This window comes from Runella sp. (assembly GCF_965279615.1).
In the GTDB taxonomy this organism is placed as follows: Bacteria; Bacteroidota; Bacteroidia; order Cytophagales; family Spirosomataceae; genus Runella.
In genome coordinates this window covers 4,050,359-4,063,612 of the sequence record NZ_OZ257252.1, presented here as the reverse complement: position 1 = coordinate 4,063,612, position 13,254 = coordinate 4,050,359, and the positions used below count along the sequence as shown (strand labels likewise).

14 protein-coding genes are annotated in these 13,254 nt (G+C 43.8%); 9 read left to right on the top strand and 5 right to left on the bottom strand.

The features are described from left to right. Nucleotides 1-5: 5 nt before the first annotated feature. Entirely contained in the window at nt 6-359 is a 354-nt protein-coding gene (locus ACQY73_RS17245) for a YciI family protein (protein ID WP_428668330.1), read from the bottom strand. A gap of 227 nt (nt 360-586) precedes the next feature. Here ACQY73_RS17245 and ACQY73_RS17240 point away from each other — a divergent pair, with 227 nt between their 5' ends. The 9 genes from ACQY73_RS17240 to ACQY73_RS17200 all read left to right on the top strand — a co-directional run bounded on the left by ACQY73_RS17240 (nt 587) and on the right by ACQY73_RS17200 (nt 7,482). Beyond that, nucleotides 587-1,282: a helix-turn-helix transcriptional regulator gene (locus ACQY73_RS17240; RefSeq protein WP_428668328.1), complete on the top strand. Its 696-nt coding sequence runs from the start codon at nt 587-589 to the stop codon at nt 1,280-1,282. 54 nt (nt 1,283-1,336) lie between these two features. Then, entirely contained in the window at nt 1,337-1,765 is a 429-nt protein-coding gene (locus ACQY73_RS17235; protein ID WP_428668326.1) for an SRPBCC family protein, read from the top strand. 95 nt (nt 1,766-1,860) lie between these two features. Next, nucleotides 1,861-2,370, top strand: a complete 510-nt coding sequence (locus ACQY73_RS17230; RefSeq protein ID WP_428668324.1) for a YdeI/OmpD-associated family protein — start codon at nt 1,861-1,863, stop codon at nt 2,368-2,370. Between the two features lie 67 nt (nt 2,371-2,437). Then, entirely contained in the window at nt 2,438-2,764 is a 327-nt protein-coding gene (locus ACQY73_RS17225; protein ID WP_428668322.1) for an MmcQ/YjbR family DNA-binding protein, read from the top strand. A gap of 20 nt (nt 2,765-2,784) precedes the next feature. Continuing rightward, the gene (locus tag ACQY73_RS17220) at nt 2,785-3,306 is read left to right on the top strand and encodes a dihydrofolate reductase family protein (RefSeq protein WP_428668320.1); all 522 of its coding nucleotides are present in this window, start codon (nt 2,785-2,787) and stop codon (nt 3,304-3,306) included. Between the two features lie 211 nt (nt 3,307-3,517). Next, nucleotides 3,518-4,141, top strand: coding sequence for a DUF2306 domain-containing protein (locus ACQY73_RS17215; RefSeq protein ID WP_428668318.1), 624 nt, complete (start codon nt 3,518-3,520; stop codon nt 4,139-4,141). A 33-nt stretch (nt 4,142-4,174) separates the two neighbouring features. Further along, the gene (locus ACQY73_RS17210) at nt 4,175-5,092 is read left to right on the top strand and encodes a TolB family protein (RefSeq protein ID WP_428668316.1); all 918 of its coding nucleotides are present in this window, start codon (nt 4,175-4,177) and stop codon (nt 5,090-5,092) included. Nucleotides 5,093-5,164: 72 nt separating this feature from the next. Next, nucleotides 5,165-6,352: a cytochrome c peroxidase gene (locus tag ACQY73_RS17205; RefSeq protein ID WP_428668314.1), complete on the top strand. Its 1,188-nt coding sequence runs from the start codon at nt 5,165-5,167 to the stop codon at nt 6,350-6,352. 38 nt (nt 6,353-6,390) lie between these two features. Then, complete coding sequence (locus ACQY73_RS17200; protein WP_428668312.1) at nt 6,391-7,482, top strand: acyltransferase family protein; 1,092 nt, start codon at nt 6,391-6,393, stop codon at nt 7,480-7,482. A gap of 32 nt (nt 7,483-7,514) precedes the next feature. Here ACQY73_RS17200 and ACQY73_RS17195 read toward each other — a convergent pair whose 3' ends face one another. From ACQY73_RS17195 to ACQY73_RS17180, 4 genes are all read right to left on the bottom strand, one after another. After that, the gene (locus ACQY73_RS17195; RefSeq protein ID WP_428668310.1) at nt 7,515-7,877 is read right to left on the bottom strand and encodes a type II toxin-antitoxin system VapC family toxin; all 363 of its coding nucleotides are present in this window, start codon (nt 7,875-7,877) and stop codon (nt 7,515-7,517) included. A gap of 31 nt (nt 7,878-7,908) precedes the next feature. Continuing rightward, nucleotides 7,909-8,112, bottom strand: coding sequence for a DUF2281 domain-containing protein (locus ACQY73_RS17190; RefSeq protein WP_428668308.1), 204 nt, complete (start codon nt 8,110-8,112; stop codon nt 7,909-7,911). Nucleotides 8,113-8,236: 124 nt separating this feature from the next. Further along, nucleotides 8,237-12,019 (bottom strand): PVC-type heme-binding CxxCH protein, encoded by a 3,783-nt coding sequence (locus ACQY73_RS17185; RefSeq protein ID WP_428668306.1) that lies wholly within the window; start codon nt 12,017-12,019, stop codon nt 8,237-8,239. Nucleotides 12,020-12,047: 28 nt separating this feature from the next. Beyond that, on the bottom strand, nt 12,048-13,169 hold the full coding sequence (locus tag ACQY73_RS17180) for a Gfo/Idh/MocA family protein (protein WP_428668304.1): 1,122 nt from the start codon (nt 13,167-13,169) through the stop codon (nt 12,048-12,050). Nucleotides 13,170-13,254: the final 85 nt, after the last annotated feature.

Sequence of the window (13,254 nt, the reverse complement as noted above, 5' to 3'; positions counted from 1 at the left end):
GAAATTTAATTAAACACCTGAACTTGGCGGATCTCTACCCTTCCTTCCGAATCATAAATAGGGCATCCTTTAGAAAGTGCAATGGCTTCATCTATGTTGTCGGCAGAGAGAATCATAAAACCACCGATGATTTCTTTCCCTTCGGTAAAAGGCCCGTCTGTGATAATGTGGTTGGAACCGGATACCGTTTTTCCGGTTGGATAAAGCCCCTCGGTGGCTATCATTTTGCCTTGGGCGGCAATGCCGCCGATCCAATTGTTCCACTTTTGGATTTCAACCTGAATTGCTTCGGGCGACAGATCAGCAAAAAATTCTTCGGACTGAACGGCATTCCAGAAAGTGAGCATGTACTTGTTCATGGTAGTTGTGTTTTTTGTGAACGAATTTATTGAATTTGTACGAATGACGAACGACTAAATCGAAACCGGACAACCAAGACAAATTTTTTTTATAATTTTAAAAAAGAATTTTCAATAGTCCGGCGTAAAGCAGAAGGTGCCTTTTCAGAATATACCGCAAGCACTTACTTTTACATTTTGAGTTTTTCTGTTCATTATTGCGCGGGCAACCCCGTTTTCAGTTCACTATGAACCGTATCGACCGTTTATTAGCCATTGCCATTACGCTGCAATCGCGAAAATATACCCTTGCCGAGGCCTTGGCCGAGCGCTTTGGTATGAGCATTCGCACCGTTTATCGAGACCTGAAAGCCCTCGACGAAATAGGTATTCCTATTGGATTTGAACCAAACAAAGGCTACTATGTGATGCAGGGCTACTTTTTACCGCCTGTACTATTCAGCAGTGAAGAAGCCAACGCACTGGTATTGGTCGAATCCATTGTAGAACGTTTTACCGACAAATCCATCAGCAAGCATTATCATTCGGCACTCAATAAAGTAAAATCGGTGCTTAAAAATCAACAGAAAGAACGTGTAGAACATCTTGAAAATAAGGTTTTTACGACGGCTTCCTGCCCTAATCATAATTTTGAGTATTTGGCAGAAATTCAAACGTCGATCACCAATCAAACGACGTTGCAACTTCACTATCAAAATGCCAACCGGGAAGTAAGTATCCGTGAAATAGAACCGATCGGAATGATTTTCTACTCAATGGCTTGGCACGTGATCGGGTGGTGTTGGCTGCGCAATGAATACCGCGATTTTAAAGTAGCCCGTATCCTGAAATTACAAAATACCTATACGTTGTTTCGTAAAGCCAATCACCAACTTCTCAACGATTATATTAAAGAGCAGGAAACCCGAATGGTACTGACATAGGGTTGTCAGTGAGAGTTACTTTCTTTGCCTGAGAACCAAAAAACAATACGTATCATGAGCAAAGAATTAGCCCTGAAAACATCCTTTCTCTTTCATACCCCGGTTTCTGCCGTTTGGGATGCCCTCACCGATCCTGCCATTGTGAAGGAATATTTTTTTGGTACAAACCTCATTACCGACTGGAAAGAAGGTGGTCCGATCCGTTTTACGGGCGTGTGGGATGGCGTAGCTTACGAAGACAAGGGAACAGTCCTGAAATTTGAGCCTGAGCAATATCTGTCGTATGATTATTGGAGTTCATTCAGCGGTACAGAAGATGTTCCTGAAAATTATGCCACTATTGAATACATCGTTGAAGCAGTTGAGGATGGCACGAAAGTGACAGTAACACAGGATAATCTGAAAAATGAAGAAGCAGTTGCTCATTCCGAAAACAACTGGCAAATGCTGATGGAAGAAATGAGAAAGCTGCTGGAAAAATAAAGAATGACAGCCCTGAATCGGTACAGCGTAAAACGTGAAAAGCGGCAATAAACAAAATAATGGATAAATTGGCAGCTGACTGCAACTGAAAAGGAATGGTTTCTTTTAAAGCACTACTGCAAAAATTTGATAAAAAAGGTGAAAAAACGGGTTGGACCTATTTTGAGATTCCGACGCATATTGCCAATGAACTCAATCCCAATGTCCGAACTTCATACCGTGTCAAGGGAAAATTAGATGATCATGTCATCAAACTGACGGCCCTTATCCCAATGGGAGAGGGAAGCTTTATCATTCCGGTCAACGCCGATATGCGTCGCGGAATCCGTAAAAAAGAAGGAGCATCCATTGAGGTAGAGCTTGAGATAGACACAGATCCGTTGCCGCAGTCAGCCGATATGTTGGCATGTTTGGAGGATGAACCTATCGCGCTGGCGTATTTCAATAAGCTTCCCGTCAGCCACCAAAACTATTACAGCAAATGGATCGAGTCGGCCAAGACCATAGAAACCAAAACCAAACGCATTTCAATGATGATAAAAGGCATGGTCATGGGGCTGGATTACGGACAAACGCTGCGTTATTTTCGAGACTTGGAGAAGTAAAAGTTAATGCCTAAAGTAGGTTATTCTCTACCGATTCCTTTTATTATAAGTGCTTATTGTTACTGATATGGTCGATTTAGAACATGCGTACGAGATTTTGTCTTCGGTTCCCAATGCGGTTGAGGTGCCTCATTTTGATAAACCTGCGTACAAAATCAATGGTAAGATTTTTGCTACGTTCAATATTGAAAATAAGTGGGTGACATTGAAACTGACGCCGGAGCAGCAAACGGTCTATTGCGAAGATTCCTCTTTTTACCCCGTTCCGAACAAATGGGGACAATTGGGCTGGACTCACGTTGATCTTAATCTGGTAAAAAAATCGGCTTTTGTGGAAGCGATTGAAATAGCCTGTCACAACATCATTTTCGGTAAAACAAAGCGAAAAAGGTAAGTAGAAACAACCCGACAACTATGAGAAAAATTGTTTTAGGCCTGGCCGTAAGTTTAGACGGCTACATAGAAGGCCCCAATGGAGAGTACGACTGGTGTTTTACCGACCAGGATTACGGATTGAATGAGTTTTTTACGCGTATCGACAGCGTCTTTGTGGGACGAAAAACCTACGAAATGGCCTTGGCTGAGGATGGGCAGGAGAGTTGGATGCCAAAGATGAAAGAGTATATCTTTTCGAATACACTGACCGAAATAAGTCCTAAAAAAACGCTTATCAGCGGAGATATTGAGGCGCAGGTACGGGAAATCAAGAACCGGAAAGGCAAAGATATCTGGCTTTTTGGCGGCGCCGAACTCACCAATACGTTGATGAATCTTGAGTTGGTGGATGAAATTTGGCTATCCATTCATCCGATTCTTTTAGGCGGAGGTAAGCCTCTTTTCAGTAGTCTGAAAGAGCGGAAGTGGCTGACACTGATCGATTCTAAAGTGTATGAAAGTGGATTGATTTCCCTGAAATATGAATGTAAATGGGGTTAATCGCAGGAGATTTCCATGAGATAGAGAAAATCAGACCTTTTTTGCGCCTAATTTAAAACCGGAATGGTATAAAAATGAGAGAGTTTAAGTAGCTTTGATTACTTAAACCCTCTCATTTTTTATGGTACATCTTATCAGTTTTTTGTGTGGCATCATAGAAAAGCGTTCAATTGCCAACAGAAAAGATACCATTTGAAAAATAGTCCAAAGCATGAAAACCCTTTCTCTCTTCCTTGTTCGATTTTTGCTTTTTTTCTTTGCTTTTGGCGTGAGTTTGTATGCGTTACAATACCTCAATTTTCGCCCTGATGTGTTGGTATTACAATCTAAAACCGCCGATTTACTTGCGCAATGGCCGTGGAGAATCGGTTTTTATGGACATATAATAGGCGGAATATTGGCTTTGTCGTTAGGGCCTTTTCAGTTTCTTCGAAAATTCAGAACCAAAAATATACCCTTACATCGCCTTTTTGGTAAAGTTTATGTATTCGCTATCTTAATAGGAAGCGTTTGCGCCTTTTATGCGGCGTTGTATGCCAATGAAGGAATCGTTGCCCAAACGGGTTTTGCTTGTTTGGCCATTGCCTGGTTTTATACCACATTACGCGCTTATCAAGCCATTCGGCAAGGAGATTTAGATGGCCATAAACGTTGGATGGTGCGCAGTTATGCTTGTACAATGGCCGCCATTACCTTACGTATTTGGCTTCCTTTGGGAACAGTTGGGTTTGGGATTTCTTTTCCAACTATGTACAGAACAGTAGCTTGGCTGTGTTGGGTACCTAACCTTCTGGCAGCGGAATGGTTAATTTTCCGTAAGAAATTTGAATTGTAAACAGCAGAATATACTACGTTTAACATAAATTATATGAAAAAATATGCCCTTTGGATAGCCTTTTTAAGTGTTCAGGCTGTTTTTGCCCAAACACCTGCTCCAACTAAAATAAAGAGTAATTTAGAGGTAATAGACGTGAAGAGCGGAAAAAGGCAGGTAATTTTAACCGCCGGTTGGTTACTGGAGTCACCCAATTGGGCACGGGATGGTAAATTCTTTGTCATTAACAGCAAAGGGTCATTGGAAAAAATTTCAACCAAAGGAGAATCGTTGGGTGTAATAAATACGGATTTTGCCAATCGTTGCAACAATGCCCACGGCATAAGTTACGATGGTAAAAGCATTTTTTTCAGTTTCAACGACGTTCGTGCCGGGATAAATAATAATTCCCGAATCTTCAAAGTCCCCATCGAAGGCGGTACGCCTGAATTGATGACCGAGAAAGCACCTTCTTTTTGGCACAGCGTGAGCCGTTCCGGAAAAAATATCTTGTACACAGCTCAGCGCAACGGCGAATGGGATATTTATAAATTGGCTACTGCGGGAGGAGAAGAAATTCGCCTGACCAACACGACGGGATTGGACGAAGGTCCTGAATATGGACATGATTCCAAATTCATTTATTTTAACTCAAACCGGACCGGACGAATGCAGTTGTTTCGCATGAAACCCGACGGAAGCGATCAGGAGCGCCTCACCGACGATGAATTTGATAACTGGTTTGCGCATCCAAGCCCTGACGGTGATTGGTTGGTCTATATGGCTTATTTGGAAGATCAAAAAGGCAAACATCCATTGGGCAAAGAAGTAAAATTGCGTTTACTGAATCTTAAGACTAAAAAAATCAAAGACCTGACGGAAGCTTTTGTGGGCGGACAAGGTACATTGAATGTTCCGTGTTGGTCGCCGGATGGAAAAAAGGTTGTATTTGTATCTTATCAGGTTGAATGATACACATCATTTTTAAATTGTCGCCCAAATCATACTCTTGTATTTGATAGGTGATAATAGCTAAAAATAATAATGCATAGGTCTGTTGTATTGGTTTTGATGATTTGTTTTTGGGTAGGTACGATAGTAGCAGGATGCATCCGGGAAAATACCAAAGAAGAAACCAAAAGTATTGAAAAAGATGATGTTACAAAGTTGGCGGCCTTACCTTCCGAAGTGCCTTTCCCTATCGACAATCCCATGTCCCTCGAAAAAATAACCTTGGGGCGCCTGTTGTTTTTTGATCCTATCTTATCCGGTCATAAAGATGTGGCCTGTGCTACCTGCCATCATCCTGAATTCGGTTTTGCCGAAAGTCTGGAAATTTCCATTGGCGTAACGGGGCGCGGTACCGGCAGCAAACGTGATTTTAGGATTCACGGTGATATTCCGTTCGTAAAAAGAAACTCCCAAACTATTCTTAATACGGCATTCAATGGTCTTACGTTAACCGGTAATGCAAATGCTTCCAATGCACCAATGTTTTGGGATGTACGGGCGAGAAGCCTTGAAAATCAGTCGTTGGAGCCTATAAAATCATTTGAAGAAATGCGCGGCCATCGCTATTCAGAAAAGGCAGCTCTCGACAGTGTGGTAAATCGTCTAAAGAAAATTGCGGAATATCGTCGCCTTTTTCAAGAAGCATTTCCCGAATCTGATGCCATCGACAGCCAAAATTTGGCCCGCGCCATTGCGGCTTATGAACGAACGTTGGTAGGAGGAAATTCGCGTTTTGACCAATACATGCGCGGAGACAGGAATGCGTTATCCATCAATGAACTAGACGGAATGCAGTTATTTTTGAAATCGGGATGTGCCAAATGCCACAATGGTCCGATGCTGTCGGATTATAAAGTCCATGCCCTTGGCGTACCTGATAACGAAAAGTTGCCGCAGTCGGATGCGGGAGTGGACAATCAATACAAGTTCAGAACGCCAAGTTTGCGAAACTTACGCTTTACCGCACCTTACATGCACAGTGGAAAACTCAAAACATTAGAGCAGGTAATGGAGTTTTACGAAGATTTGGCCGGCGATAAAATTCGTAATCACCTTGTTGATAAAGAAAAAATTGACCCGATCGTAGAAATCCTGAAAGTAGATTTCAAAGATATTTCATTGATCGTGGAATTTCTGAATACGTTGAACGACGAGAAATTTGATCGAACAATTCCGGAACATGTGCCCAGCGGACTGCCGGTAGGAGGGAATCTCAACTGAAAATTTTATCTTGCGTAGCAAAACCCGTACCTTTTTCTATGCAAAATCGCTTACTGTCGTTGGACGTATTTCGTGGGATTACCGTTGCCGCCATGATCTTGGTCAATAATCCCGGTGATTGGGACCATGTTTATGCACCTTTACTCCACGCTCATTGGAACGGTTGCACTCCTACCGATCTTATTTTTCCTTTCTTTTTGTTTATCGTTGGCGTTTCGATTGCGTTTGCCATGGGCAAGTCACAACCGTCTGTTTTGAAAATCATCAAAAGAAGTGCGATTTTGTTTGGCTTGGGTTTGTTCCTGAATCTATATCCAAAATTTAATTTTGAAACAGTCCGAATCCCCGGCGTTTTACAGCGAATTGCGCTTGTGTATTTGATCTGCTCCCTCATTTTTATCAAAACAACGCGCATCGCCCAAATCGGAATTACCGCTTTTTTGCTCCTTGCTTATTATTTGCTGATGACCTTAGTTCCCGTTCCCGGTGTAGGCTATGCCAACTTGGAACCTACCACTAACCTGGGTGCATGGATAGACCGTAGCTTATTGACTACGGCCCATTTATGGAAATCAGCGAAAGTATGGGACCCGGAAGGGCTTTTCAGTACCATCCCTGCGATTGGTACAGGGTTGTTGGGGGTTTTAACGGGGCAATGGCTGCGTACAGAACGATCAATTGCCGAAAGAATAGCTTGGTTGTTTCTTTCGGGCAATGCGCTCATTTTGGGCGGTTTGATGTGGAACGAAGTTTTCCCGATCAACAAATCACTTTGGACAAGTTCATTTGTGTTGTATGCCGGCGGTTGGGCAATGGTCAGTTTGGCGGCCTGTTATTGGCTGATCGATGTGCAGGGGTATCGGCGTTGGACTACGCCTTTTGTGGCCTTTGGTGTTAATGCCATTACGGTGTTTTTTCTGTCGGGCATTATTCCGCGCACGTTGGCGCTTATTAAAATTGATACGCCCAAAGGCTCCGTCAGTTCGCAATATTGGATGCAGAAAAATTTGGTAGGTGTTTGGTTCAGCGATCCTTACAATGCTTCATTGGCGGGTGCACTTACGTTTATTACTATTTGGTTTGTGATCCTGTATGTGATGTATAAGAAGGGGGTCATTATAAAAGTATAGAGTCATCACATTGATAGACAGAAGTATATAGTTCACCAAACAATTTTCACAGTATTACTGTAAAAATTAAATTTCTCATCTACTGTAATAATAGCTAATCTCTCATGAAATGCGGTTGCAATAATTAATCTGTCAAATGAATCTTTGTGTTCGCTTATAAGAGGAATTTGTTCGTATGTGCCTAAATGGCTTGGGGTTATAGGCAATATAGTTATTCCTATTCTTTGAAGTTCATTAGCATATTCACTTATCTCTTTGGAAAGGGTGAGCTTGCCGATTTTTTTCTTAATTGCCATTTCAAATAATGAAATAACACTGACAAAGCAGTCTGTGGAAATATCAGAAATTAAATTTTTGACATTTATTGATAAAAGAGGACATTCTCCAGCATCCATAATAATGCATGAGTATCCAATAAATAACCCATTACATATATTCTTTTAAATCGTCAAGTGGCTCATTAAAATCATCTGACATCCAAATTGTACCTTTCATCGTTCCGAGAGGGCGCTTTTTTAAAATAGCCTTTTCTTCAATAATTGTCACTATTACTTTGGCATGTTGTGTAGGCAAAGGTTCATCTAAGATTACCTGCTCATTTTCATAAATACCTCGAACTGCTGTTAACATGAGTAAATCAATTTGGTTTACTCAAAATTAACAATTATTCTCCATTTTTAGTACAAAGCAGTATTTCACGGCGAGACAAAGAAAATAAAAAACAAAGCCTGTCGTTTCGGACAGGCTTTGTTTTTTATTTTGTACTTGTTTTGACTTCTTCTTTCACCACTTTCATCACTCCGTTCATCAGGCGCCAGTGGCCCGGGAATGTACAAATGAAAGGGTAATTGCCCGGCTCCGACGGAGCCGTAAAGGTGAGACGATACGTTTGGTCAGGGTTCACTAATGGAGTGGACGCTACCACTTGCGGTAAGTTCGGCACATAGTTTTTCTCTGCCGCGTCTTTCTGAGTGATCATTTTGTCCGCCGCGTTTCCTACGATGTCCATTGCTTTAGGCTTCACAATCACAATGTTATGTTGCATAGCATCGGGATTGTCAAAAATCAATTCAACGGGTTTGCCGGCAATGACCGTAAATTCCTTCAGATCAAATTTCATCGCTTCTTTGATAGATTTGATCTTAATGACTTGCAGGTTAGGGTCAACGGGCACAAGCGCGTTGGCACCGAATGATTCCAGAATGCCCGTGTATTTTGATTTTAAATCCTCCGGAATACCTTCCTTCGCGCTTACGAGTACCATTTTGTTGGCGTCACCGGTCGTTACTTTACGACGTGGATTCCAACCGTTCACAACTCCTTTCAGCACAGCATAACGAGCGTCGGGGTCCAACGTATTTGCTTTGGTGATCAGCGCAATGACCGAGTCCGGGCTGATCGTAGAAGAAGCGTAGCTGCGTGCAGCGCGTTCCAAAGCAAAATCAGAAAGTTTCGCAGGGCGTTTTACTTCAAAGGTCTTTGCGAAAGAGTTGTTCTTAACATCGTCTTCTTCAGGAATCAAATTATCCGGGTCAATGCTTGCACTAATGCGTAATTTTCCTGCCTGTTCGGCCGTAAATCCAAAGCGTCCAACCCAAGGGCCGTTGTTGTTTTCCACCAATTGAATGGTTTCGCCTGCACCGATACCGTTTTTCAACTGATAACTTACGGTGTTTATTTTCAGGCCCAATCCTTCGATCTGAACTTTTACCACAGGCACAGTTTCTTTTGGAATAGCCGTTCCTTTATTCGTTACTTCGATGGTTACTGCTGCATATTCCCGTACAAAAGGTTGTGCAGGAGTAGTAGTAATGTTGGTAATGGCCAAGTCAGGCTTCGTAGCGGTATGGGCCGAGTGGTTAGTGGTCGAGGCTTGCTCAGTAGAAGCATTAGGTCCATGCATGGCACTATGATCGTGAGGCATGGGAGCCGGTGCTTTCGTTTCTGCTTTCAGTCCAGCTGTACGTTTTGCTAAATACGTTTTCATCAATTTGCCACCGTGTGCATTCAAAATAATCGAGAACGCATCCGGTAACCAACGGTCATCCGCTTCATTTGAACTTTCAAAACGGGCTAAAATTGCTTTTTCAGCGTCGGGCGTCAGAGGTGTTTCTGTAAATTTCAAAAGTGAGTTCAGTACCACTAACGGTTCGCTGTCGTTCAATGTATTGTTGGCCAAAAGCACTTGGGCGGTAGCTTCGGTAGGAGGTAAAATCTGCAAAGCATTCTTGCGAACGGCAGCACTTGGGTGTTTTAAGGCTTCAGTAACAGCCTTGATCACGCTTGCGTCAGACAGTGCATTTAAACCATGCAACGCCCACAATGCATGAATAGCGGCAGGATTTAAACCAATTTCATCTACTGATTTATCGTTTACCAGCGCAACCAATTGAGGCACAACATCTTTGTTGCCGCGCTCAACCAACAAACGCTGGGCATGGTTTCGCCAGAACATGTTGGTGTTTTTCAACGCAGTTACCAACTCCTGCGGCCGATCTTTGCTCAATGTGATCGGCGTATAGGCAGGCGCTTGTTTGTAGGCTACGCGATAGAGACGTCCGTGGGTAAAATCACGTAGATTGGTCTCATAAGCGTTTCCTTTTCCGTTTCCAAAACCCTGAGGTGTAGGGTTGTGCTGAATAATGAAACTGTACCAATCGGCTACCCAAACGGCACCATCAGGCCCTACTTCGGCAAACACCGGTGAAAACCATTCGTCAGCGCCGGCCATAAGGTTGAACGCTTCTTTATCTTCATAGTCTGTACCTTGTTTCACCATAAGGTTTTGGTGCAATACATGTCCTGTTGGCTCAGCAACAAAAGCGATCTGATTCCAGTATTTTTTAGGGAAAGCGCGGGCCGTGTAAAAATTGTGACCTGCCGCCGCCGTAAATCCACCAAACACATCGACCTGACGAATGCGTGGCGTAATAGGTTTCATGTCTTTATGAGTATCGGTACCACGGCTTCCGTTGTCGCGACCCATGCCCAAATTGCCCGTAAAATAGCGGTGCGGAATCGCCATGTACCAACCGTGTGAGTTGTTAGCCGTAGAACCAAACACATCACCTGCTTCGTTAAAGGCAAATCCCCACGTATTGTTGGAGGTGCTGGTTACCCATTCCATTTTAGAACCGTCGGGCTTGAAACGGAAGAACGCTTGCCCAAACTTGAGGCTATCGGCATTTTCTTTGAGTTTCCCTTCAAATCCTGAGTATCCCACACATCCCCAAATCCAGTTGTCAAAACCGTAATGCAAATTGCTTGGTCCTGCGTGAGTATCGCCCGTACCAAAACCGGAGAATAAGATTTTCTTCTCGTCGGCTTTGTCGTCACCGTTGGTATCTTTCAGAAAGATCATGTGCGGCGCTTGGCTGACGATGAGTCCGCCGTTGGCAAAAACCATTCCCGTTGGAATACTCAAGCCATCGGCAAATCGCGTGAATTTGTCGGCTTTGCCGTCTTTATCGGTGTCTTCACAAATCAGGATATAATCGCTTCCGCCGGTGTCTTTGCGCTCGTTGGGATAATCTTTAGTGATCAACACATACAGGCGTCCGCGTTCGTCCCAGCTCATGGCAATCGGGTGCATCACATTTGGCTCAGAGGCAAACAGTTCCAACGTAAAATCCGCAGGCACCTGAATGTGTTTCATTGATTCCTGAGGCGTTGTTGCATTTTGTTCCAATTGCGGGCCTGAGCGTTTTTCGTAGTTGGGAAGTTTGGCTTCTTTGTAGGTAAAAGGCAATGGATCAAGTGCCTCCAGATTTTTGACGGCTTGGTCACCAACGGCCCAACGGATTCCCTTCTCCAACATTTTCATGAACTCGGGCTGGCTCCATGTACGGTCATCGTGGCCGTAAGCGGTATAGAAAATACGGCCTTTGCCGTGCGTACGCACCCAAGTATAAGGTTCAGTTTTGGTATTGGGTTTGTCTTTGTATTGATCCGGCTGAATTTCGCGCTCGGTCAGTACCAGGTTGTCGGGTTGCAGTTTGCTGTGAAGGTACGTTTCGTCCAATGTTTTGAACTGCTTCACGCCCATGATGGCGGGGTGGTTGGGATTGGTCCAGATGGGACGAATAGTGTCCCACGTATGCCGCCAAAATTGACCGCCCATGATTTTGACCAATTCCTCCGAATTGCGGAAGCAATAGGAGGCACAGTGAACAGGAATAAATCCTTTGCCGCTCGCAATGTAGTCCACCAATGCCCGTTCCTGCGGTTTGCTGATGGTATCCCAGTTGGCGTAAAGCAATACTCCGTCATACTTGGCCAAATTGGTTGCATTGAGGTCTTCCAGTTGGTCAGAATAGGTAAAGTTAATACCCTTGCTGCCCAACGCAGACATAATGGCGGGAACGCGCTCAATGGGTCGGTGATGGCCATTGTCGCCCAGAAACAGAATTTCCAGACGGCGAGGTTTAACGTCGGCAAGGTTTGAAACCTTGCCGACGTTTGCCTGTTGAGACGTTTTTTGAGTAGCGCATTGCCACATCAAAATTGCAAACAGAACAACGGATAAGAGACGTTTCATTGTATGGTTAAGTCAGATGATTTTGAGGTTAAGCATTATAATCAGGCAAATACATGATCTTTCCACCCTGCATTGCCGATTCGTGCGCCAAGATACCTACCGATGTCCAGTTGGCCGATTGTGCCGCGTTGGGGAAAGGATCACGATCTTCGACCAATGCCGTCAAAAATTCATGTACCAGGTGTGGATGCGAGCCACCGTGACCTGCTCCCTGTGTAAACGAAAGGTGCGTATTTTCGTCAATGTCATACACACCTCTGGTGGTAAACGCCTGAATCTCTTCGGGTAACAAATGCGCGTAATCGGGCGTAGCTACGCGCTCCGGAATCTGGTGCTCTTCTTTTTTGGCAGTATGAATCACGGCTTCTTCTCCTTCGATGAGCGGCCATTCGAACGATTTTTTCGAACCATATACCTCAAAACTTTCACGATATTGACGAGCTACGTCAAACAGTGAACGATACACATACGCGCTCAGGTCGCTGTCTTTGAATTTGATATGGGCTGACTCAACCGCAAAAGGCGAGTTATGGATTTTGATCAGGTCTTCACTGATCGTCCCCGAGCCAAAACACGAAACGTATTCCGCTTCCAGTCGTAACAAGCCGGCTACCGGACCTACGCAGTGCGTGGCGTAGTGCATCGGAGGCAATCCGGGCCAATAATCAGGCCATCCTTCCATGTCCTGTTGGTGCGAAGCTTTCAGGAACTGCACTTTGCCGAGTTCGCCTTTTTCGTATAGTTCTTTCACAAACAAAAATTCACGTGCGTACACCACCGTTTCCATCATCATGTATTTCTTACCCGTTTCTTTACAGGTTTTCACGATTTCCAGACAATCCGCTATGGATGTTGCCATGGGTACGGTACAGGCTACGTCTTTTCCCGCACGCAATGCTTTTAAGGTTTGCTCAGCGTGGTTCGGAATGGGAGAATTGATATGAACGGCATCAATAGTGGGGTCTTTTAACAATTCGTCGTAATCAGAGTAGCGTACATCAATGCCGAAAGCATCACCGATAGCGTTGAGTTTTTCAACATTCCGTTGGCAAATGGCGTACATATTTGCGTTTGGGTGACGCTGATAGATGGGAATAAATTCGGCGCCAAAACCGAGACCTACGATAGCGATGTTAATTTTTTTAGACATGTCTGAATTTGATTTTTATTACCACATAGACACATAGGTCACATAGTAATCTTAGGTTTTTGAGGGGTATATTTATTTCTCTTTT

Bases quoted from the DNA above. Each gene is read 5' to 3' on its own strand.
- ACQY73_RS17185 (WP_428668306.1), bottom strand. From the start codon at position 12,019: ATGAAACGTCTCTTATCCGTTGTTCTGTTTGCAATTTTGATGTGGCAA.
- ACQY73_RS17240 (WP_428668328.1), top strand. From the start codon at position 587: ATGAACCGTATCGACCGTTTATTAGCCATTGCCATTACGCTGCAATCG.
- ACQY73_RS17230 (WP_428668324.1), top strand. From the start codon at position 1,861: ATGGTTTCTTTTAAAGCACTACTGCAAAAATTTGATAAAAAAGGTGAA.
- ACQY73_RS17200 (WP_428668312.1), top strand. From the start codon at position 6,391: ATGCAAAATCGCTTACTGTCGTTGGACGTATTTCGTGGGATTACCGTT.
- ACQY73_RS17225 (WP_428668322.1), top strand. From the start codon at position 2,438: ATGGTCGATTTAGAACATGCGTACGAGATTTTGTCTTCGGTTCCCAAT.
- ACQY73_RS17210 (WP_428668316.1), top strand. From the start codon at position 4,175: ATGAAAAAATATGCCCTTTGGATAGCCTTTTTAAGTGTTCAGGCTGTT.
- ACQY73_RS17205 (WP_428668314.1), top strand. From the start codon at position 5,165: ATGCATAGGTCTGTTGTATTGGTTTTGATGATTTGTTTTTGGGTAGGT.
- ACQY73_RS17245 (WP_428668330.1), bottom strand. From the start codon at position 359: ATGAACAAGTACATGCTCACTTTCTGGAATGCCGTTCAGTCCGAAGAA.
- ACQY73_RS17220 (WP_428668320.1), top strand. From the start codon at position 2,785: ATGAGAAAAATTGTTTTAGGCCTGGCCGTAAGTTTAGACGGCTACATA.
- ACQY73_RS17195 (WP_428668310.1), bottom strand. From the start codon at position 7,877: ATGGATGCTGGAGAATGTCCTCTTTTATCAATAAATGTCAAAAATTTA.
- ACQY73_RS17215 (WP_428668318.1), top strand. From the start codon at position 3,518: ATGAAAACCCTTTCTCTCTTCCTTGTTCGATTTTTGCTTTTTTTCTTT.
- ACQY73_RS17235 (WP_428668326.1), top strand. From the start codon at position 1,337: ATGAGCAAAGAATTAGCCCTGAAAACATCCTTTCTCTTTCATACCCCG.
- ACQY73_RS17180 (WP_428668304.1), bottom strand. From the start codon at position 13,169: ATGTCTAAAAAAATTAACATCGCTATCGTAGGTCTCGGTTTTGGCGCC.
- ACQY73_RS17190 (WP_428668308.1), bottom strand. From the start codon at position 8,112: ATGTTAACAGCAGTTCGAGGTATTTATGAAAATGAGCAGGTAATCTTA.